Origin of the sequence: Lactobacillus sp. S2-2 (assembly GCF_021698855.1) — a bacterium.
GTDB lineage: Bacteria > Bacillota > Bacilli > Lactobacillales > Lactobacillaceae > Fructilactobacillus.
Genome location: NZ_WWFA01000003.1, coordinates 165,646 through 187,656, shown reverse-complemented (window position 1 = coordinate 187,656; position 22,011 = coordinate 165,646). Strand labels below are relative to the sequence as shown.

General features: G+C 27.3%; 26 protein-coding genes and 2 pseudogenes. 19 read left to right on the top strand and 9 right to left on the bottom strand.

Annotation, left to right across the window (positions count from 1 at the left end):
- The 3 genes from GSH19_RS04315 to GSH19_RS04305 all read left to right on the top strand — a co-directional run bounded on the left by GSH19_RS04315 (position 1) and on the right by GSH19_RS04305 (position 1,953).
- The gene (locus GSH19_RS04315) at positions 1 to 198 is read left to right on the top strand and encodes a hypothetical protein (protein WP_237026868.1); all 198 of its coding nucleotides are present in this window, start codon (positions 1 to 3) and stop codon (positions 196 to 198) included.
- Between the two features lie 127 nt (positions 199 to 325).
- Positions 326 to 967, top strand: a complete 642-nt coding sequence (locus tag GSH19_RS04310; RefSeq protein WP_237026867.1) for a helix-turn-helix domain-containing protein — start codon at positions 326 to 328, stop codon at positions 965 to 967.
- A gap of 122 nt (positions 968 to 1,089) precedes the next feature.
- Positions 1,090 to 1,953, top strand: coding sequence for a phosphate ABC transporter substrate-binding protein (locus GSH19_RS04305; RefSeq protein WP_237026866.1), 864 nt, complete (start codon positions 1,090 to 1,092; stop codon positions 1,951 to 1,953).
- Positions 1,954 to 2,362: 409 nt separating this feature from the next.
- On the opposite strand, the pseudogene GSH19_RS04300 reads toward GSH19_RS04305, so the two are convergent.
- A pseudogene (locus tag GSH19_RS04300) lies at positions 2,363 to 3,397 on the bottom strand (NADH:flavin oxidoreductase/NADH oxidase).
- Between the two features lie 381 nt (positions 3,398 to 3,778).
- Between GSH19_RS04300 and GSH19_RS04295 the strand changes: the two are divergent.
- The 3 genes from GSH19_RS04295 (at position 3,779) to GSH19_RS04285 (ending at position 6,673) form a co-directional block, all read left to right on the top strand.
- Positions 3,779 to 4,822 (top strand): PTS transporter subunit IIC, encoded by a 1,044-nt coding sequence (locus tag GSH19_RS04295; RefSeq protein WP_237026865.1) that lies wholly within the window; start codon positions 3,779 to 3,781, stop codon positions 4,820 to 4,822.
- An 80-nt stretch (positions 4,823 to 4,902) separates the two neighbouring features.
- Positions 4,903 to 5,796, top strand: a complete 894-nt coding sequence (locus GSH19_RS04290) for a DMT family transporter (RefSeq protein ID WP_237026864.1) — start codon at positions 4,903 to 4,905, stop codon at positions 5,794 to 5,796.
- Between the two features lie 127 nt (positions 5,797 to 5,923).
- Entirely contained in the window at positions 5,924 to 6,673 is a 750-nt protein-coding gene (locus GSH19_RS04285) for a hypothetical protein (protein WP_237026863.1), read from the top strand.
- Between the two features lie 188 nt (positions 6,674 to 6,861).
- On the opposite strand, the gene GSH19_RS04280 is transcribed toward GSH19_RS04285, so the two are convergent.
- On the bottom strand, positions 6,862 to 8,190 hold the full coding sequence (locus GSH19_RS04280) for an RNA-directed DNA polymerase (protein ID WP_237026862.1): 1,329 nt from the start codon (positions 8,188 to 8,190) through the stop codon (positions 6,862 to 6,864).
- A 131-nt stretch (positions 8,191 to 8,321) separates the two neighbouring features.
- Here GSH19_RS04280 and GSH19_RS04275 point away from each other — a divergent pair, with 131 nt between their 5' ends.
- A complete protein-coding gene (locus GSH19_RS04275) occupies positions 8,322 to 8,498 on the top strand; it encodes a hypothetical protein (RefSeq protein WP_237026861.1) in 177 nt (58 codons plus the stop codon).
- A gap of 24 nt (positions 8,499 to 8,522) precedes the next feature.
- Here the strand turns inward: GSH19_RS04275 and GSH19_RS04270 are convergent, their stop codons facing one another.
- From GSH19_RS04270 to thrC, 4 genes are all read right to left on the bottom strand, one after another.
- Positions 8,523 to 10,208: a hypothetical protein gene (locus tag GSH19_RS04270; protein WP_237026860.1), complete on the bottom strand. Its 1,686-nt coding sequence runs from the start codon at positions 10,206 to 10,208 to the stop codon at positions 8,523 to 8,525.
- Between the two features lie 76 nt (positions 10,209 to 10,284).
- A complete protein-coding gene (locus tag GSH19_RS04265) occupies positions 10,285 to 10,719 on the bottom strand; it encodes an ACT domain-containing protein (protein ID WP_237026888.1) in 435 nt (144 codons plus the stop codon).
- 14 nt (positions 10,720 to 10,733) lie between these two features.
- Entirely contained in the window at positions 10,734 to 11,609 is an 876-nt protein-coding gene (gene thrB, locus GSH19_RS04260; RefSeq protein ID WP_237026858.1) for a homoserine kinase, read from the bottom strand.
- A complete protein-coding gene (gene thrC, locus GSH19_RS04255; protein WP_237026856.1) occupies positions 11,596 to 13,092 on the bottom strand; it encodes a threonine synthase in 1,497 nt (498 codons plus the stop codon). The genes thrB and thrC overlap by 14 nt, the downstream gene beginning before the upstream one ends.
- Positions 13,093 to 13,187: 95 nt before the next feature.
- On the opposite strand from thrC, the gene GSH19_RS04250 reads away from it, so the two are divergent.
- From GSH19_RS04250 to rpsN, 4 genes are all read left to right on the top strand, one after another.
- The gene (locus tag GSH19_RS04250) at positions 13,188 to 14,342 is read left to right on the top strand and encodes a homoserine dehydrogenase (RefSeq protein WP_237026853.1); all 1,155 of its coding nucleotides are present in this window, start codon (positions 13,188 to 13,190) and stop codon (positions 14,340 to 14,342) included.
- Between the two features lie 2 nt (positions 14,343 to 14,344).
- Positions 14,345 to 15,637 carry an aspartate kinase gene (locus GSH19_RS04245; protein ID WP_237026851.1) on the top strand — a complete coding sequence of 431 codons (1,293 nt, stop codon included), beginning with the start codon at positions 14,345 to 14,347 and terminating at the stop codon, positions 15,635 to 15,637.
- 18 nt (positions 15,638 to 15,655) lie between these two features.
- A complete protein-coding gene (locus GSH19_RS04240; RefSeq protein ID WP_237026850.1) occupies positions 15,656 to 16,285 on the top strand; it encodes a carbonic anhydrase family protein in 630 nt (209 codons plus the stop codon).
- Positions 16,286 to 16,352: 67 nt separating this feature from the next.
- Complete coding sequence (rpsN, locus tag GSH19_RS04235) at positions 16,353 to 16,622, top strand: 30S ribosomal protein S14 (RefSeq protein ID WP_237026849.1); 270 nt, start codon at positions 16,353 to 16,355, stop codon at positions 16,620 to 16,622.
- A 65-nt stretch (positions 16,623 to 16,687) separates the two neighbouring features.
- Here rpsN and GSH19_RS04230 read toward each other — a convergent pair whose 3' ends face one another.
- Together GSH19_RS04230 and GSH19_RS04225 are read right to left on the bottom strand one after the other, a co-directional pair.
- A complete protein-coding gene (locus GSH19_RS04230) occupies positions 16,688 to 17,410 on the bottom strand; it encodes an alpha/beta hydrolase (RefSeq protein WP_237026847.1) in 723 nt (240 codons plus the stop codon).
- Between the two features lie 107 nt (positions 17,411 to 17,517).
- Positions 17,518 to 17,697: a hypothetical protein gene (locus GSH19_RS04225; RefSeq protein WP_237026845.1), complete on the bottom strand. Its 180-nt coding sequence runs from the start codon at positions 17,695 to 17,697 to the stop codon at positions 17,518 to 17,520.
- A gap of 120 nt (positions 17,698 to 17,817) precedes the next feature.
- Between GSH19_RS04225 and GSH19_RS07215 the strand changes: the two are divergent.
- From GSH19_RS07215 to GSH19_RS04185, 8 genes and pseudogenes are all read left to right on the top strand, one after another.
- A pseudogene (locus GSH19_RS07215) lies at positions 17,818 to 17,997 on the top strand (LysR family transcriptional regulator); the annotation flags it as partial.
- A 36-nt stretch (positions 17,998 to 18,033) separates the two neighbouring features.
- Positions 18,034 to 18,705, top strand: coding sequence for a LysR family transcriptional regulator substrate-binding protein (locus GSH19_RS04215; RefSeq protein WP_237026844.1), 672 nt, complete (start codon positions 18,034 to 18,036; stop codon positions 18,703 to 18,705).
- 164 nt (positions 18,706 to 18,869) lie between these two features.
- Entirely contained in the window at positions 18,870 to 19,241 is a 372-nt protein-coding gene (locus GSH19_RS04210; RefSeq protein ID WP_237026842.1) for a hypothetical protein, read from the top strand.
- Positions 19,242 to 19,253: 12 nt separating this feature from the next.
- On the top strand, positions 19,254 to 19,445 hold the full coding sequence (locus tag GSH19_RS04205; protein ID WP_237026840.1) for a DapH/DapD/GlmU-related protein: 192 nt from the start codon (positions 19,254 to 19,256) through the stop codon (positions 19,443 to 19,445).
- Positions 19,446 to 19,450: 5 nt separating this feature from the next.
- Positions 19,451 to 19,954, top strand: coding sequence for a cyclophilin-like fold protein (locus GSH19_RS04200; protein ID WP_237026839.1), 504 nt, complete (start codon positions 19,451 to 19,453; stop codon positions 19,952 to 19,954).
- Between the two features lie 15 nt (positions 19,955 to 19,969).
- Complete coding sequence (locus GSH19_RS04195; RefSeq protein WP_237026838.1) at positions 19,970 to 20,143, top strand: hypothetical protein; 174 nt, start codon at positions 19,970 to 19,972, stop codon at positions 20,141 to 20,143.
- Entirely contained in the window at positions 20,100 to 20,516 is a 417-nt protein-coding gene (locus GSH19_RS04190; RefSeq protein ID WP_370636154.1) for a M57 family metalloprotease, read from the top strand. The genes GSH19_RS04195 and GSH19_RS04190 overlap by 44 nt, the downstream gene beginning before the upstream one ends.
- Before the next feature lie 508 nt (positions 20,517 to 21,024).
- Positions 21,025 to 21,345: a multidrug efflux SMR transporter gene (locus GSH19_RS04185; protein WP_237026837.1), complete on the top strand. Its 321-nt coding sequence runs from the start codon at positions 21,025 to 21,027 to the stop codon at positions 21,343 to 21,345.
- 62 nt (positions 21,346 to 21,407) lie between these two features.
- On the opposite strand, the gene GSH19_RS04180 is transcribed toward GSH19_RS04185, so the two are convergent.
- A complete protein-coding gene (locus GSH19_RS04180) occupies positions 21,408 to 21,986 on the bottom strand; it encodes a TetR/AcrR family transcriptional regulator (RefSeq protein WP_237026836.1) in 579 nt (192 codons plus the stop codon).
- Between the last annotated feature and the right edge of the window lie 25 nt (positions 21,987 to 22,011).

The following is a 22,011-nucleotide window of genomic DNA, read 5'->3' as shown; positions in this document are numbered from 1 at the left end:
ATGAATAGTTTTTATAAAAGTGTGTTGAAAAATGTAGTTGGATATTCAATTTTCTTGATAGTTACTTATTTAGGGATGTCTTTATTATTTGGTAAAGAAATTACATGGGGAAAATTCTTTTCAGGGACTATTTTTGTCGTGTCGATTAATTTAATTTTGATGTTAATATCTAATCATTTGGAAAATAAAAAGAAATGAATTTATAATTTATAATTTCATTTCTTTTTTTCTTTTGTTGAAACGTTGATATAACAATGATGCACAAAATGATTGCTAGCCAATTTACTCATTATCTAGTATCTTAATTTTGTTAGGAGAGATGATAATGCAATTTAGTGAACGATTAAAAGCCGCTCGAAAAAATGAGGATTTAACGCAAGATGAAGTTGCTCAAAAATTACATGTTTTAAGGCAAACAATTTCAAATTGGGAGAATGGAAAAGCATATCCAGATATTAATAGTCTGATTAAAATTAGTGATTTTTATAATTTATCTTTAGATACTTTACTTAAAGAAGATCAAGATATGACGGAACATTTAAGTAAAAAAGAATTTACTAATAAGATTAATATTGGGTTAATTTTAATTAAGATTGTAATGGGAATTTTATCTCTTAGTTGTTTATATGAAATTAGTTATGTAGAAGATTTTTTCATGGGAATCTTTTTATTAATCGGTGTAATACTTGCAGGTATTCTTTCAAATTACATAAAATATAGTCTTAAATATTATGGAATTGAAGAAGATGAATTTTTAGATGATAATTTTTATGGTGCTAATAAATTATTAAAATGGGGTAGTCAAAATGTGATGCTAATTTTTTTATTTTTTGGAAGTATTTTTATGCTATGGACTAATCCCAAAAATGATAAAGCTGGGTATATTTTTTACATAAGTTTATCAATAATAATTATTGCTTTTATGATTAAATCAGGGATTGATATCAAAAAGCAGTCAAAAAAGTGAAAAAAAGCTGAATTTTTCAGCTTTTTTTATTTACATAACCTTTACGTAAATATGTCTGTTTAATTTACAAAACAATTATATTCTTTGGTTGTAATAAATAATTGTTTTTGGGGGAATAGAAAATGAAAAAAATAATTTCATTTGGTGTTTTATCTTTATGTCTATTAAGTTTAGTTGGTTGTGGTAATCAAAAGTCTAAGGAGTCAGCAGGACAATCAATTACTGCAGTAGGTTCAACCGCCATGCAACCATTAGTTGAAAAGGCCTCTAATGATTACGATAAGGGCAAGAATATTAATGTCCAAGGTGGTGGATCTGGAACTGGACTATCGCAAGTTTCACAAGGAACAGCTGATATCGGTAATTCTGACATATTCGCAGAACAAAGTAGTGGAGTTGATAAAAATAAAATAGATGACAACAAAGATGCGGTAGTTGGAATGGCACCAGTTGTAAATCCAAGCACTGGAGTTAAAAATTTATCTTCTGAGCAATTACGTAAAATTTTTGCTGGTAAAATTACTAACTGGAAACAAGTTGGTGGTAAAAATGAAAAAATTACGATTATTAACCGAACAGAAGGTAGTGGAACTAGAGTTACATTTGAATCAACTGCTTTAAAAGATTCTAAAGTGATTAAAAGTCAATCACAAGATTCCAATGGTGCAGTTGAAAAAGTAGTAGCCAAAACCCCAGGAACAATTAGTTATTTATCGTTACCATATTTACAAAATAATACAAAACTACAAGTAGTTTCATTAAACAATGTAAAACCAAGTTATTCTAATATTACTAATAATAAATGGAAAATCTGGTCATATGAACATATGTATACACAAAAGAAACCTAATCAACCAGTAAAAGATTTTATAAGTTATCTACAATCTAAAAAAGTTCAAGATGGATTAGTAAAAGATGCTGGATATGTAAGTATTCATGATATGAATTACAAAGCTTTAGCTAACGGAGATGTAGTTAAAAAATAATTCGATTACTTAGAGGATGATAAATTATGAACTTTAATTTAATTTCATTTTTATTAATCTGTTCATTAATTTTATTTGTTGTTAATTTTGTATCATATATAGTTAAAGATAATCTTCTCTATGTTAGAAGATCACTGATTGCTTTAATTATTAGTTTGGTGTATTTCTTAATATTAATCCCATATTTATTATAGAAAATAGTAAAAACATAGATGAAAATGAATTCTATGTTTTTTTGTTTATAAAAAAATATTTTTGAATAAATCAGTTTTAACTTTAACCAGTGCTAATATCACTGAGACAATTGGAATTAGTATTTTTAATATTATTTCATTACTAGTTGGAATGGTTTTATTATTAAGAAGTAAAAAATAAAAAAGTTCAAACGAAATTTCGTTTGAACTTTTATTTATTTAATGGCGCGCTTATATGAACCATTGTATGGTTTGAAATCATGATCGTGTAATTCTTTAGCCGCATCGGTTAACCAATTAGTATTTCTTAATAATCCACGACCTTCAAAAATTAAATCAGCTTGATTATTTTGTAAAATATATTCAGATAAGCCAGGATTATCTAATAGTCCCACAGTTGCAACGGGAATATTAACAGCTTCCTTTAATTGAGTTGCAAATGGAGTTTGATAGCCATCATGAACTGGAAAATTAGGGAATTTATTGGTTAATCCACCAGTTGAAGCATCAATTAAATCAATGCCATCATCTTCGAGCCATTGAGCAATTTGTTTCCAATCATTTATTGAATTTTGAGTTCCAGTTTCATCATAATCACTAAGTGATAAACGAATCCAAATGGGACCAGAAAAGTTATTTTTAATTTGACTAATAACTTTATGAACAATTCGATAACGATTTTCTAAATTTCCACCGAATTAATCGGTACGATGATTAGCAACCGCAGATAAAAATTGATGAAGTAAATATCCATGAGCTCCATGAATTTCGACCATGTCAGCTCCTGCATTTTCAGCTCTTTTGGCAGCTTTGCCAAAGTTATTAATAATTTCATTAATTTGATTAATGGTTAATTCAGCAGGAGTTCTGAATTCATCATTAAATGAAATCGCACTGGGTGCGACTGGATTAACAGCATTTTCAGCTTTTCGACCAGCATGATTTAATTGAATTCCAATTTTACTACCTAGATAATGAATTGAGTCCACTAATTTTTTGAATTCATTTTTTTGGTCATCGTTCCAAAGTCCTAAATCATTTTTAGTAATGCGTCCATCTGGTTCGACAGCAGTTGATTCAGTGATGATTAGACCAACTTGGCTGATAGCACGCATGCCATAATGAGCAAAATGAAAAGGAGTTAAAATTCCATCTTCATTTTTAACTTCATACATACACATCGGAGACATTACCACTCGATTTTTTAATTCTAATTGACCAATTGTTGCATTTGATAATAATAAAGACATGACTTCCTCCTCTGATTTTTACTATCTTTTTGTACGTAAATCTGATTGTACGCTTCATTTAAAAAAATTCAAATAAAATATTTGAAGATAATGATTGACCTGAATATTTATTCATGGTTAAATTATTTCAACAATAAAAAAGGAGACTTTCAAGATGAAAAATAAAATGACTCAACTTAATAGTTATTATAACTTTACTTGGTTTACGAACGTATCTAAGTAAGGTTTGTTACTGTGCCTGGTTAGATACATGAAAAATGTTACTAACTAGGTAATGGTTGAGAATCTGTGGAAGTTTCGACGATTATAATAATATGCCAAATATTAATCCTAGTTAGTAATTTACTAACTAGGATTTTTTTATTATAAGGAGAGAACAAGATGAAAAATAGTTTAAAAACAAATACATTAAATATTTTAAATGGAATCTCAATGGGATTAATTGTCGCGTTAATTCCTGGAGCAATTTTAAATTCAATTGTAAAACCATTAATTCCTAGCTTCCCAGCTTTATCAATTATCATTTCATTTACTGGATTAGCAGCTGCTATCTTACCAGCAACAAGTGCTGCGTGTGTGGGGATGATTGCAAAATTCACTCCAATTCAAACTGCATCAATGGCTTTAGCAGCAACGGTTGGAGCAGGTAATGCTAAGTTTGATAATGGAATGATTACGGTTAATGGTAGTGGAAATGTAATTAACATTGGAATCTCAATCACAGTGGCATACATTTTAATTATGGTGTTAGGGAAAGCTTTAAAAGATTACACTATTTTATTATTACCAATGATTACTCTATTAGTAGCAGGTGGAATTGGTGCTTTAACGCTTGGACCAGTAACTGCTTTTACTAATGACATTGGAAAAACGATTCAAGCAATTACAACACTACAACCAATTTTAATGGGGATTTTAATGGGAATATGTTTTGCCGTTTTAATTATTTCTCCAATCAGTTCAGTTGGAATCGCAACCGCAATTGGAATTTCTGGAATTGCTGCTGGATCAGCTAATTTAGGAATTGTTGCCGCAGCATTTACAGTTGCAATTGCTGGAGCAAAAGCTAATTCATTTGGAACAACTATTTCTCATTTTATTGGAACTCCTAAAATTCAAATGGCTAATATGTTATCAAAGCCAAAATTATTTATTCCATCAATGATTAATGCAGCAATTGCAGGTGGATTAGGAGCAATCTTTGGTATTCAAGGAACTCCTTTTAGTGCTGGATTTGGTCTTTCTGGATTAGTTGGACCACTAGCTGATCTTGATGCTCACCCAAATGGTGGAATGATTCATTTAATGATTAATCTTACCTTATTTATTGTTTTACCAATAATTATGGCATTTATTAGTCGTTACATTTTTACTAATAAAATTAATTTTCAAAAAGCAGAAGATTTTAAATTAAATTACAAATAGTCCTTACATCTAATATTTTAATTTGAATTTATCTAAGTTATAATAAATCCACTAAATACATACTAGGGTGGTTTTATTATATGCAAAATAAGAAAAGAGGTTTGTTTTTTGCGGTAACGGGATGTATCTTTTGGGGAGCATCGGGAACTGTTGCCGAATACCTATTTAGTCATAAAGCAATTCCTTCAATTTGGTTAGTAGAAATTAGATTACTTTTTGCTGGATTATTGTTATTGGGATTAGCACTTTTATTTAAAGCAGATATTTTTTCAATTTGGAAGAAACCAAAAAGTGTTATTTTGTTATTATGTTTTGCTTTCTTTGGTGTTTTTCCTTCACAACTAACTTATTTTCTAGCCATTAAGTATGGAAATGCACCGACGGCAACTGTCCTTCAGTTCCTAGGTCCAATTTTTATTATTTTATATTTATCGTTATCTAAACGACAATTACCTAGTAGAATTAATTCTTTTTCGATTTTAATTGCACTAATTGGAACTTTCTTATTAGTAACTAGTGGTAATTTAAATAGTTTATCATTGTCGCCATTAGCTGTTATTTTTGGAATTGGAGCAGGATTGAGTCAAGCTTCATATACATTAGTTCCACGAAAATTGTTAAGCGAATATAATGAGATGGTTGTAATTGGATGGGCAATGTTAATTGGAAGTACGGTTTTATCCAAAACATTATTTACAACAAAACTACCTCCAATTAGTATGGGAACATTTGGATGGATTGCCTTTATCATTACATTTGGAACTATGTTTTCTTATTTATTTTATTTAAAGAGTCTAAGAGATTTATCACCGAGTGTTACTGGAATGGTTAGTTCATTTGAGCCATTAAGTGCAACATTTTTATCAGTTGTTTTCTTACATGTTTCATTCTCTCCAGTCCAAATTATTGGTGGAATTTTAATTTTATCAACGATATTTATTCAATCAATGGGAAGTAATCCAGATAGTCCATAGAAAATGGACTATTTTTTTATGTCTTTAAAATGTTATTAAATCAATTTATTTTAGTCAAGTTATTGTTGTAATGATAAAATACAGTCGAATTATGTAATATATATAAATTTATAAGGAGAATTTTTATATGGAAATTAATTATAAACAGATTATCGATAAGCAGAATTATGATAATAAATATTTACTTTTTGATCCAGATTCTTCTCCAGAAACATGGAAATATTTTATAGATTTGAATAAGCATGGGGAATTTAGTTTCTTAGAAAAGTTTGATTTAGAAAGTATAGACTATAAAATACAAAATAATTTTAATAGATTAATTGCGAAATCAAATAAGTTTTCGATTGAAGGATTAGAAATTACTGGAGATACAGATTTTAATTTTAATGATAATAAGTATCCTTATTTTTGGAAAAAGCTTGTGGAAGGTGATGGAACCTTAAATGATTTTAAAAATTTAGAATTTTGTATAGAAATGCATCATAATCTTTTAAATTTTTCGTTAATGCCTAGAACTGGTGGATTAAATAGTACTAAAGGAGTTCAATTTGGAGACAGATTTGATAAGTTTATTTATCAATTATCTGTATATTTTACTTCAATAAATAAAGAAGAAACTGAAATAGGAAAGCGTAACAATAAAATAGTTGAGTCAAATTATAATTTACGAAATGAATTCTTAGATAGTTTTGACAGTATATATGATTATTGTAAACAAGTTTATCTTATTGATGATAGTCATAAGGACTTTGTAAAAAGACTTATAGAAAGTGGTAAGACAAATACTATTTCTAATATTAATGATGTACGTAGTTATATAAATTTAGCCATGGAATATTGGAAAATAAAAAGAGAATATATTGAAAATATTAAATAAAAATCATCTTTTAAATTATAAATATAAAAGATGATTTTTATTTTTTAGTGTAATGATAAATGAAATAAAATACATAATAGTCCATAAAAAGATTTTATATCTTTTTATGGACTTGAAAGGTAATTAAATCAAGAATTCAGAAAAATTTTTGGGTATTTTAGGAATATTTATATAATACAATTAAGTTATTATTTATTTCTCCATAAAAACTCTATTAGTCCTAAACTTTCCCAGTTTAAATTCTTGTTATTATGGATGAATAAGTTTTTCAATTTTTTATCTATATCTTTATTATTTACTATCCATAATTTTGATATAGGTAACCACCATTTAGTTTGAGGAATTGAACTTATATTTTTTTTAATATTTATTATGTCTAATATTAGCTCTTGAATATCATTATTAGTTTTATTGTCACCTTTTTTTAATAATAATGTTAAAACTATAACGTTTAAATCTGATATATCAGTGTTTTTTTTATATTTCTGAAATACTATATTGTTTTTATCTGAATTTCCTGTATTTGATAGAACAAAAAAATACCAAGCTTCCAAATCTGTTTCAGGGAAAGATTCTTCTATATAATTAAATTCATTAAATAAGATCTCCCATATTTGATTTTTTGTTTGTTCTTCATCGATTTTTTCAATTATTGAGTAAATTAATTTATATACTTGTGAAGTAAGTATGGTTACAACATAAGATATTTTTATTAAAAACATAATCAAGGAACTTATAATATCTTTATCTGTAAATATTATGTCTTTATTATTTATATTCTTACGTAAAATTGATAATAAGGCTTTGATTGTTGGTATATCTTTATCATTTAGTATATCTATAAAATTATCTCTAAACCTTATGTAATCATCTAAGTTATATTTATGATTTTTAACTTCTGTTATATTTTTTATGGAGTTGTTATTTTTTAAATGCGCTATTTTTTGTTGTTCAAATCCTTTATATATTTTTATTTTAGATTCATTTATGGATAATTCATATTGTCTGAATAATTTTGTTAATTTATTCTTTATAGATGTTAAATCGTAAGACCTACGAGAATAAAAACGATAGTCATCAACATATCTAGTGAATCTTATATCTAATTTATTTTTTTTAATAGATTCATTAATTAATTGATCTAAAGAAATTTGTAATAATTCTGCAGTTATTTTAGAAGATATAGGTCCTTGAATGATTCCCTTTGTATGATTATCATTTATTTTTTGATTATATACATCTAACCAATCAAGAAAATAATTAAAGTCATTATTAATTTCGTTTGAAAAAAGATTGTTATCGTTTATTTGTGATAATAAATGTGTATATAAATTTTCAAAAAATTTGCTTAAGTCTATTTGTAAAACATATGGGTACGTCATTTCCATATTAAATCTTTGTAGCTTACTTTCATCAAAAAATTTATTTGTGTCATTATAGCCTATAAAGCCAATTGCTTGATCTTCCTTCATGTCATCGGTTGCATCATCAATATCGTAAAGCATAGCTGAAATCATACCATCTGTACCTATTATAGGAGACTCAGAATGACTTGTTCTTCCTTTTAATCTTTCCTCTTTAGAATATAAATCATTTCTTTTTATTAATCTTATAATAATTAAATTAATAAATAAAGTAAATTTTTAAAATGGGTAGTGAAAATATTGGAAAAATTGTTTTTGTTTTTGGAATGTCACTTCCTTTTACTTCTGGATATGCTAAGTTAGACACAATTGGATTGATTATTTTTTCTATTATTAATTTATGGGGTATCGGTAGTTGTATTATTTCAGCAATTAAAATAAAAAAAGAAAAAACTTACTGATATTTTAATCAGTAAGTTTTTATTTTAGTCTAAATTTTTATCTTTCATAGTATCAATTGTTGCGGTATTTCCAGCACTATTAAATTTAGCATTTAGTTCAACTTGATCACCTTCATGCATTAAAACAGCTTTTGGATAATTTTCAGTTGAAACGGTAAATAATGTTTTTGAATTCTTTAATGTAAACATTACATTATTAAAGTTATTTTTATTGATTACAACAAAACGATCAACTTTACCGGAAACCTTTTTAGTTTTTGCAGCATCAGAATCTTCTGGATTAGAAGAAGAATTTTCTAATTGAACACGATATAAATCAAGGGCTTGTTTAGCAGTCGGAGCATAAACTTTTACATTTTGATCAGATGCTTTAATGTAGGCAAAGTTTCTAAATGAACCAGTGGAATCAAGAATTGAAATTACCCAAGTTGGAGTACCATCAATGTTATACATAATTGGCATTGTTCCAGTCCAATTTTGAGCAACATATTCTTTATTAGCTAATTCAATTGCTCCTTTAGAATCCATAACTCCAATGTTCTTTCCTTTATAGAAAGTTAATTTACCAGTTCTGGCATCAATCATGGAATATCCAGTGGTTGAATCAGAATTATTATGAACTGAAGTAAAATCAGTGAAGTAATGAATTCGTCCTTTTTTATCAAATACCGGAGTAACACCATCTTCAGTTCCAGAATTAGTTGGGTTCATTTTATCTAAGCCAGAGAAGTTCCAAAGACCATGAACATTATGACCATAGACATCATTCATTTCTTTAGCAGTTGATGAATCAATACTTTCATCAATAAATGAAGGAGCATCGGCTGCTTTGTATAATTTCATATCTTTGGTTTGAGCATTTAATACAGCAACATGAAGACTGTTATAATTAATTCGATTAGATAATCCACGAGTTTTGTACATTGTTTGAATGTAGTATGGAGTACCATTATCATCAACTTCTAGTTGAGCATCTCCAGTGCGACACCAATTAGGGAACTTATTATAGATAATTCTTTCAGCATCTTTACTTAAATATGAACTAGGAGTATATTTCATTTTTTTCTTAATGAAAACTGGATCTGAATTCATATTAGTTGCTGAAACCATAAAGTATCCAGGAGTTTCATGCTTTTTAAACCAAGGCCAGAAGCCATCAAATTCAATTGGTGCAATATAAACGGCTTTTCCTTTGTATGTTTGAGTTTGTAAATCACCTAAACGATAAAATGAAGAGTTACCGACAATACTCATTGCCTTATTCATCTTATTACGAACTGTTTTAGGTGAGATGGTAATTGGATTTTCATCTTTAGATAATCGTGGAGCTTCTTCCTTAACCTCAGTTTTAAGTGAATTATAAAGTGGCTTTTTAGAAAGGTATGTGTGAGCAGTTCCAATTCCACTAATGACTAGTAAAATGATTGCCATTGCAATGATTGCACCACCGATTTTTTTAACGTTTTGTCGTTGTAAAACCATGATGGCAGGGAAAATTACAGCAGAAAAGATAATTAACATCACTAAGTTGCTAGATACTAGGCTTAGGAAAGTTCGGCTGCTAAGAGTGAAGTAGTTTGTAATTAAACTAATAATAAAAAGTACTCCAGCAGTTGGTACAGTATAGTAAATTGATTTTGGTTTAAAACAACCAATAATGATAATTGCGATAAAGACTGCATTTAATTTCATAAGTGCGATATATAACATTTATTTCCTCCAATTAATTATTATGTATTATTGTATCATTAATAAAAAAGAACATTCCTATTTATTGGAATGTTCTTTATTCAATTGAGACTAGTTCAACTCGACTAGTTCCATCAATTTCTTTAATTGTGTTAATTAATGTATCAATAGAATTATGCATATTGCTTAAATCTAATGAAATAACGATACTTGCAATATTATGAATGGGGATATTTTGATTAATCGTTAAAATACTTGCATTACTATCAGAAATTGTCCCCAAAACTTTTGATAAAATTCCTCGTTCATCACGGAGTAAGAATGAAATGACAGCTTTTCGATTCCAAATTTCATCATTACTTTCAAAAACTAAATCTTTATATTTATAGTAACTTCCTCGACTAATGCCAACTTTTTTAACGGCTTCAGAAATATTTTCTACTTCACCATTATTAATTAGTTCCCGTGCTTTAACAACTTTGTCAAAGGTTTCCGGTAATAAGGATTTATCAATGATATAGTATTTATTGATAATTAATCACTCCTTTACTGTAATATTGCACCATTAAAATCAATTTCAACTGGATTAATTTTCCAATTTTTAAATTTAGAACTCAACTGCTTGATTGCTTGAGTTCTTTTTTGCTGAGAATCAGCGATTCCCATCATTGTGGAACCGCTCCCACTGATGTAAAGACCATTTTCTATGGTATCACATATTATACTAACTTCATCATAATTCTCAATTAATTTTTTTCTAAATGGTTCATGCATTTTATCATGCATTGCTTCTCGCAAATTGTTTAAATTTCCAGTTCTAAAACTTTCAATTAAATAAAGGCTATGGCTAATTTGATTAGTTGCATCAGCATAACTTAATTCTGTCGGTAAGACACTTATTGCTTCGTGGGTACTGATTTTAAAATCAGGGATGATTGTATAAAACAGAAGATTGTCATTAATTGGATAATTTACAACTCGACTATGTTGATTTTGATCAATAAATGACATACATAAACCACCATAAATGGCAGGTGCAACGTTATCAGGATGACCTTCCATTTCAGTCGCAATTTCTAAAATTTCTTCATTATTAAGTGGATTATCAAACCAAGCATTAGCTCCTTTAATTCCACTGACGATACAAGCAGCTGAACTTCCTAATCCTCGAGAAATTGGAATATCTGATTGAATATTAATTTTTAAATTAGGAATTATTTGACTTAGTTTTTGGCAAGTTTTAGCAAAAGCTCGATAAATTAAATTATTTTCATTTTGATATTTTTCTTCAACTCCAGTAATTTCTAGAGGCTCTAAATTCGAAGAAAAAGTAACAGTTGTATATAAATTAACTGCCAAACCTAAGCAATCATATCCAACTGAAAGATTAGCACTTGTTGCAGGAGTTTTAATTGTTATCATCACTGAAAACCTCCTTAACTTTCTGTTGCACAAATTGGGTCATATCATTCGGGTTAATAACACTTTCAACTTTAACTTCTTTATTAAATAAATTTTGTAGACTAATTGGAACTTCAATTTGCGTATATTTAGCTAATTTTTGTGTTGTTTTAATTGGATCATTTTCATGACTACCTAAAATAGCATCTGAAACTGTTTCAACAAATTTATATGGATTAGCAGTACTTAATAAAACATTTTGACAATTATCATCAGATTCATTTTGATATTGTTTCATTGCTAAATAACCAGCAGCTGTATGTGGATCCATTAAATAATGTTCTTCTTTAAAGACTTGGTTAATTGCTGTTTTAATTTCCTTATCACTTGCATAGTAACTCGCAAATTTTGATTTAATATTTTTAAGTAATTCAGGCTTAACTTGGTATTTTCCATTTTTTTCTAAATCAGCCATTAGTGATTTGATGTATTGATCATCTTTGCCACTTTCATAATAGAGCAGACGTTCAAAATTACTAGAAATTTGAATATCCATACTTGGTGCCACTGTTTTGAAAAAGTCACGATTACGATCGTAAATACCTTCATTAAAGAAGTCAGTTAAAACATTATTTTGGTTACATGCAATAATAATTTTATTAATTGGAAGACCAAGTAATTTGGCATAATATCCCGCTAATGCATCACCAAAATTTCCAGTTGGAACAGTGAAATTAATTTTGTCGCCTAGTTTAATTGCTTCTTTTTCAAGTAATTCTTTGTAGGCATTAAAGTAATAAACCACTTGTGGAATTAAACGACCAATATTAATAGAATTAGCACTTGATAGAGAAACATTATCTGATAATGTATTTAATAATGATTGATTATTAAAAATTTCTTTGACATTTTTTTGAGCATCATCAAAATTTCCAGCAATACTAGCAACATTCGTGTTAATTCCATTAGTAGTTAACATTTGTTGTTTTTGAATGGGGCTGACTCCATTTTCAGGATAAAAAACACTAATGCCAAATTTATCAATATTTTTAAAACCATTTAGAGCAGCAGTACCAGTGTCACCACTAGTTGCGGTTAAAATCATAATTTTTTGATTTAAAGTAATGGCTCTTTCCATTAATTCAGGTAGTAATTGTAAGCCAAAATCTTTAAAAGCAGCAGTTGGACCATGGAATAATTCTAAAATATGAAAGTCATTTACTGATTGAACTGGTGCAATTTTTGGCGAACTAAAAGTATCATAATAAGCATTATGTAAACTTTCATGAATTTCTTTTTTAGAAAAATCTGGTAATAAAATTTGGAGAATTTCTTGGCCCATATCTAAATAGTCTTTTTGCATTATTTCTTTTAAGTTGATTTTATTTTCACCTAATTCATTTAAGACAAATAATCCATTATTTGAAGCTAAACCTTTTAACATTGCTTCTTTTGGAGATGCAGAAATAATATGATTTCGAGTACTAGTATATTTTGTTGGCATATGAATCCTCCTAATTTGCAATTGATTTATTTACATGATAGTATGTTTTTTAAATAAAGACAAGTGTTTATGTTTTATAAACAAAGGAGAAAATCATGGAAATTGCAATTTTAGGAAACGGAACTGTTTCAAAAGGTGTGCAGAAGATTGTTGCACAACAAAATGAATTAAATAATAAATATGTATTTGTGCGATCAGGTAAAGAACAAGAAGTTGCAAATGGAACTTCTGATTATCAAGATATTTTGAATGATTCATCAGTTGAAGTTGTGGTAGAAGCTTTAGGTGGAATTGATCCAGCTTATCAAATGATTATTGAGGCATTAAAAGCTAAGAAAAATGTTGTCACAGCTAATAAAGCAGTCGTTGCCCGTTACTTAAAAGAATTTCAAGAAATTGCTAATGAAAACCAGGTTCATTTTTATTTCGAATCAAGTGTTGGTGGTGGAATTCCTTGGATTAAAAATCTTGAAAGAGTTCTTAGAATTGACAAAGTTAGTCAATTATCAGGAATTTTTAATGGAACAAGTAATTTTATTCTAGATAAAATGTATCAATCAAATGCTAGTTTTTCATCAGTTTTAAAGGAAGCACAAGATTTAGGATATGCTGAAGCTGATCCAAGTGCGGATATTGATGGATATGATATTGAAAATAAATTATGTATCAGTGCTGATCTTACTTACAATACTTTTCTAAAACCAGGAGATAATTTAATAAAATTTGGAATTCGTTCAATTGAGGCTAAAGATATTCAATATTTTAAAAAGCATGACTGGAAAATTAAATTAATTGGTCAATTAATTAAAAAAGATCATCAGATTAGCTTTTTAATCGAACCGACTTTATATGATCAAAGTAGTGTAATGGCATCAATTGATGGCAATAATAATTATATTGAATTAACCGGTGAGACAATTGGAAAACTTGGATTTATGGGGCAGGGTGCCGGAATGCTTCCAACTTCACATGCCGTAGTTCAAGATATTTTAGATATCTATTTATCAGATTCTCATTTATTGAGAGATTTTAAAGATTCAAATGATTTAAAAGATGATGTTATTTTTGGTGACTATTTAATTAGAACAAAATTAGATTTATCAGATTTTAATCTATCAGAGGAAATTACTAAAGATGGAAATTATTGGATTTTTAAAGATGTAAATGCTAAACAAATTCATAATTTGGTTAATAAATTGAAAAATCAAGATGAAAATATTTTCATGGCGAGAATAAATGGTGGTGAATAAAGATGATTGTGGCAAAATTTGGTGGCAGTTCGTTAGCAAATGCCGAGCAATTTAAAAAAGTAAAGCAAATTATCTCAAATAATAAAGATAGAAATTTAATTGTGGTTAGTGCATTGGGTAAAGCCGATGATCAACCAATGAAACTAACTGATCAATTAATCAAGTTATCAGAAGCAAATAGTTTAGCTGATAAAAGGATAGTTTTTCAACAAATCAAAAATCGATTTAATGAGTTAATGAGTCAATTAGAAATTAATCTTGATTTAGATAATGAATTTAATGATTTAATGAATAATTTGTCATATGATGAGCTTGTTTCAAGAGGAGAGTACCTAACTGCCTTAGTTTTAGCAAGGTTTTTGGACGTTGAAATGATTGATGCAAAAGATTTCTTAATGATTAATCAAGGGATAGTTGACTATCATTTATCACAAAATAAATTACAGCAATTAATTAAAAAGAATCAACGTTACATAATTCCTGGATTTTATGGAATTAATTTAAATGATCAAATTGAATTATTACCACGTGGTGGAGGAGATACAACAGGTTCAATTGTGGCTAATTTAGTGGATGCTAATAAATATGAAAACTGGACTGATACAAACGGTTTACTAATGGCTGATCCTAATCTAATTAAAAATCCAGTTTCAATTAGTAATTTAAGTTATCAAGAATTACAAGAACTTTCATATTTAGGCACAAAAGTATTTAATGATGAAGCAATTGAACCAGTGAAACAAAAAAATATTCCTTTAGTAATTTTAAATACTAATCATCCGGAACATTTGGGAACAACAATTTCTAATCAAACAAAAGCAAATTTGAATAATTTAAGAATTAAAGGGATGACATGTAATCAACATCAAGTTGTTTTTCGAATTTATCATTATCAATTATCTAAACGTTATGATTTAGTAATTAAAATGTTATCTTATTTGAAAAATTTAAATCTTGATTATACTTTTGAACCGGCAAGTTTTGATAGTATTAATGTTTACATTAAAAAAACTTCAAATTCAATTAAAATTAAAAATGATTTAAGACAAGTAATTGGTTTTGAAAAAGTTGAAATGGAACAAAACGTGTCAATTGTAACAGTTGTTTCAGAACAATTTAAGCAACAACCTACGTTAGTGGGTAGTTTGATTGAAGCCTTAAACGATAGTGATATCAAGGTAAAAGGACTGCGTCAATTTAGTGATGATTTAAAGTTTAGTTTTGAAGTTGAAGATAAAGATTACCACCTTGTTTTTGAAAAGTTATACAATAACATCAATAAAAAAGTTGTATAAATAATAAGGAGTTTTATTATGTATGATTATCAACACCAAAATGAATGGAATTTAATTGCTGGTAAAAAGCAATCTCCAATTGCTATTAATCATCAAAATGTGAATAGAAGTAATCAGAAATTAGCAATTGAGTTTATTTCTGATTATTTTTTAACCAAAGAAATTAATGATCAAACTACAATTCGATTATTAGGTGAGGGAAAATTAAAATTAAATCAAAAAATTTTTTCTTTTCAACAAACTCATTTTCATTATCCAGCTGAGCATGTAATTGATGGAAAAACTTTTGATTTAGAATTTCATTTAGTTCATCAAAGTGAAGATGGAGATAATTTGGTACTTGGTTTAATGGTAGAAATTGGTCAGCCTAGTAAAATTTTTGAATCTATTTTAGATGATTTTAATTCATTAAAAACGATTGATGTTAAAATTCCAATTAATGATTGGTTACCAAAAAAGGGACAAGGATTTAATTATGAAGGTTCATTAACGACACCACCATTAACCGAAACAATTGATTGGTATGTATTTACTACGCCAATTCTTTCAATTAGTGAAGAACAGTTTGAAAGATATCAAAAAATATTTGATGAAAATAATCGAGATTTACAACCACTTAATAATCGAAAAATTAAATTCTTTGATTGACATTAATTTGATTTTTGCTTACAATAAATAAGTTGGTAATTATAAAAAGTAAGTAAAAGGAGTCAAAATGGCAAAGAAATCAAAAATTGCAAAAACTAACAAACAAATAGCTTTAGTTGAGAAGTATGCAGATTTAAGATATAAACTTAAAGAAAATAATGATTATGAAGCATTGCGTCAATTACCTAAGAATTCTAATCCTAATCGATTGAATAATCGTGATAATTTAGATGGAAATGCTCGTAGTTATATGCGAAAATTTGGTCTTTCAAGACATAACTTCAGAAAATATGCCCATAATGGTCAGATTCCAGGAGTTAAAAAAGCTAGTTGGTAAAAATAAAAAGCACCTTAAATTCTTTAGATTTAAGGTGCTTTTTATTAATTATTTTATAGGAAAGATTAATTTAAAGTATCATTGAAAAATTGTGCAAATTTATCAAATGGGATTAAATCCATTTGATCATATAAGTCTGTATGGGTTGCTTTTGGTACAATTACTAATTCTTTAGGGTAATTTAATTGATTAAATGATTCTTCAGCCATGTATCTTGAATGAGCATTTTCACCTGTAACAATTAAAACTGGTCTTGGACTAATATTATTAATTTTTTGTTGTAGAGGGAAGTTATAATAACCCCATGGACTAATTGCGTCCCATGCTCCATTTGAATTAATCGATCTTGGATGGAAAGCACGAACTTTGTAATAATTGAAAAATTCTTTAGTTACTGAATCAACATCATCATTGATTTCATTAGGTAAAACTTTATCTAATTCAATAGGATTATTATTTTCATCGAAAGGTAGTTCATGTAATCCACCTTTTTCTTGACTATTTTCAGCAAAATCCCAACGTTTTTGACCTAAATAATCACGTTCAATATTACGTTGTTCTTCAGTTTTTGAGTTGTTAAGTCCTTTCCACATTGAATCAGACATATCATACATAACACTTGTTGCTACAGATTTGATACGTGTATCAATAGATGCAGCTGTTAACACATGGCTACCTAATCCACAAATTCCAAGTGCTCCAATTTCTTTACGATTAATAAAATCTTGAGTACCAATAAAGTCTACAGCTGCTGAAAAATCTTCAACAAAAATTTCTGGAGATGCCATATTACGAATAGAACCAGAACTTTCTCCAGTAGTAGATTGGTCAAATGCTAAAGTAACAAATCCTTTTTCTGCTAGACTTTGAGCATATAAGCCACTAGATTGTTCTTTTATAGCACCAAAAGGTCCGGAAATAATAATTGATTTATATTTTTTTTATAATCAAAATTTTCTGGTAAGTATAAATGACCAGCAATGGTAAAACCATATTTATTCTTAAAGGTAACGTTTTGTACCTCAATTTTAGGATTGATTTTAAATACTCTAGTATCATTTGTTAATTTAGACATTTTTTAAATTCCTTTCATTTTTTGTTATTTTTATTACTATTAAAGAATAATATAGTTTGATTAACATGTTAAATGCTTATATACTATCGCTATATATAACTTTTATTTATGGAAGGGTGAATAATTATTGAATTAAGAGTATTAAGATATTTTTTAGAGGTTGCATATCAACATAATATAACTAAAGCAGCTGAACAATTATTAGTATCACAACCAGCTTTATCCAGACAATTAAGAGATTTAGAAAATGAATTAGGGGTAAAATTATTTATCAGAGGTAATCGTCAAATCGTATTAACAGATGAAGGTAAATATTTAAGAGAAAAAGCCCAAGAAATGGTTGATTTAGCTAATAATACTGCAAAAAACATTCAATCTCATGATATAACAGCGGGAACTTTAAGTATTGGTGCAGGTGAAAGTATTGGAATGCAAAGAATCTTGGATGTTGTTGGAGATATAATTAAAGACTACCCTAAAGTTGACATAAAATTAGTAAGTGGAGATGCCTTTGATATTGAAAAGAAATTAGAAAAAGGGGTATTGGATTTTGCCATTTTTATGGGTAAGTATCCTTCAAATAATTATGATTATTTAAAACTACCTGAGTCAGATGAATGGGGATTAGTGATGCGTGAAGATGATAAATTGGCTAAGAAATCTTCTATAAATCCTGAAGAACTGATTAATTTACCAATCATACTTTCTGAACAATCATTGAAAGAAAATAGATTTCAAAATTGGCTAGGAAATTTGGAGCCAAAATTAAATGTTATAGGAACAACTAATTTAATATTTAATGCTAGTTTGTTAGTTTTAAATAAAAGTGCTTATTTAATGTCTTTTAAAGGGTTAGTAGATAGTAGACAAAATAATTTAATTTTTAAACCACTTAAGCCTAAATTATTTGATCCAATAATTATTGCGTGGAAAAAAAATACAGTACAGTCTAAAGTTGCAAAATTATTTATTAATAGAATGAATGCTAATTTAGAAAATGATAAATAATTATATCTAAATTGTAATTAATAGCAAAAGGGCATCAAAGATTGATTTAATCTTTGATGTCCTTTTTTATATAACTTATAAGTATAGTAGTTTATTCATAATGAGTATTAGACATACATATAATTCGTATATAAACTTTATATTTATAAAAGGAGTGAATTATTATGACTGAAAATAAAATATTAAAAAAAGCACTTAACGGAGATATAATTGAATTTAATGATCCAGAGTTTAATGAAATAAATAATATTATAGATAATAATCAAAAATTATTAACTAAATTAAATTATGAAAATAATTCTAAAAGAACTAAAGTAGATTTATTAAATGCAATTACAGATCAAAAGATTCCAAATTCTACTGATATAAAATTGCCATTCCAAACAGATTTTGGAAATCATATTTTTATTGGTAATGATGTATTTATAAATAAAAATAGTATGTTTGTAGATCTTGGAGGAATTTATATTGACGATGGTGCTTTAATTGGACCAAATGTTAGTTTAATTTCAGTAAATCATGTTATGGATGCATAAAGTAGAAGAGATTTGCAGCCAGCAGCTATTAATATTAAGAAAAAAGCTTGGATTGGTGCTGGTTCAATCATTTTACCAGGAGTTACTGTAGGTGAAAATTCTATAGTAGGTGCAGGATCAATAGTAACAAAAGATGTAAATGATAATACCGTTGTTGTTGGTAATCCAGCCAGACCAATAAAACAAATTGATGGAAAGGAATAGATTTAATGAAAAAGAAGATTATATATACTTCAGTTCTTTTTATCGCTTTAATAGCTACATTATTTATATATAATGATTTACATTCGCGAAATTATTCTAATGTTTCTAATGAAAATGTAGTACAAAAAAGTAAAAGAAGAGCAATTAAAGTAAAAATTAATAATAAACAATTTAATGCTCATTTAAATAAAAGTATTGCTGCACAAGAGCTATATAGGAGATTACCACAATCACTTGATTTTAATGATTTATCACCTGATTTTGATGAAAAAATAGGCGATTTAAATAAAAAAATTAATATTAAAGGGATGTCTAAAGGTGATGATCCTAAACCAGGTGATATTGGTTACTGGTCTCCTCAGCCAAGAATAGTTTTATATTTCGGTGATGTAGGGTACTGGGAAGGAATTCATGTTATTGGAAGCTTTGATAAAGCTGATAAAAACAGAGCAATTAGAACAATTCAAAGTCAAAAGAGTAATTTTAATGTAAAGATATTACGTAGATAGTAAGGAAACATCTATATGAAAAATATTATCAAAATTATTTTTATTATGTGTTTAGCTACTTTATTCATTTCAATAAAAGATAATTATAATTATTTGTTCCAAACCAATTTATTAAATAATAATGTTGAACAAAATATAACTAAAAATACAAAATATAATCCATCCAAAACTAGTCAAAACAACTTTTAATAAAGCAATAAGAAAGTATAATAATACTGGAATTGTACATTTCAATTATTCCAAAAAAACAAGAAATAAAAATCATATAACATTTTTTATTTATAGAAAGTCAGTTAATATGAATAATAGATTTGTAGAATTAGGTAATGGAGGGCCAAGGTTATACACAGGTCCGTTTAGTAATCATAATTATGGACAAGCAGGTATAAATTATGAATATCCTAATAAATCTGTAAATACCTCAGTCGCAATACATGAAATAGGGCATGCATTAGGTTTAAAACATAGTAAAAATAAAAAATCTATTATGTATCCTGTAAATCAAGGTAGGAATAATTTATCTAAAGCAGATATAAATGCACTTAAATATATTTATGATTGATGGTTAAAGTTAAGGAGGAATAATTATTTTTATACTAATATTATTAGCAGTTATATTATTAATATCTCTTCTTATTATGTTTATCAAACCAACTAAAAATTGTTGCAAATATTATGATTATAAAAGCAATAATATCGCCAATAAAACTATTATCTAATATAGCTGTAAATAATTTATTAAAGAAATTACGAATTTTTTTCATATACTAACCAATTACAAGAAATTTATACTTTTGTACCTTTCCTAAATGATTATTTAAGTACTTTTCATTAATCTATGTAACCAATTTCATAATTATTTGGATTTGTTTTTTTAACAAAACTATTTTCAAATATTTTGATATTAATCTTATCGTTTGATAATGATATACATACATTAACTAAGTTAAAATCTTTTGAACAAAATAAAATAACTTTTTTATTTTCATCATAGACACTATCAAATTTTTCATTAAAGTAAAAATTATATTTGATACAATATTGTTAATTAAAAAAAGAGAGGTATTATTATGAGTTGGATTTATTTAATAATTGCAGGACTTTTTGAAGTCGTTTGGTCAACTACTATGAAATTTAGTGATGGATTTAGTAATCTACTATATTCTTGTTTAACTATTTTCGGAATGATAGTTAGCTTTTTATTTTTATCATTAGCAATTAAGCATCTACCACTGAGTTTAGCTTACCCAGTTTGGACTGGTATTGGAGCAGTTGGGGCCATTCTTGTAGGAGTTTTCTTATTTAAAGATCATTTGTCTATTTCAACTTTAATATTTGTTATTTTATTAGTAATTAGTATTATTGGAATAAAAATAACAAGTGGACACTAAAATAAAAAACTACAAAATAATTTTTGTGGCTTTTTTGTTGTCTAATTCAATAAGACAGACTTTTAATAGGATATTAGGTTTGCAGAACCTAGATTAAAAAGTTTAACTATTTCATTAGCTATAAATTTTGTGGAATATACCATATCATTATTTAACCACCAGCTAATAACTGAAATATAAATTGATGAAGTTGCTTTAATTAATAATTCTCGTTCTACAGCAGTTTTTTGTGGGTAACTTTTATCTAATTCTTCAATAAAGTATTCTTCAGTTTTTCGATGAGTACCTAAAAATTCAGGATCATTTAATATGAATTTATAAAATAGAGGTTGTTTAGATATTATATTTAGAGCTTTTTCTAAATCATTGAAAAAAGATTCATAGTCTAATTTATTATTTTTTATATGTGATTTTGCTGAAACAGTCGAAATTACATTTTTTATATATTTATTAATTAATAAATCAAGTAGCTGATATTTATCATTAAAATGCAAATAGAAAGTAGAACGATTTATAATTGCCTCTTTGGAAATGTCATTTATTGTAATATTTTTAAAGTTTTTAATTGTTAAAAGATTTATAAATGCTGTTTCAATGGAGTTTAGTGTTTTGATAGTTCTTAAGTCATTTAAATTGGACATAGTAATATTTTCCTTTGATAAAAAA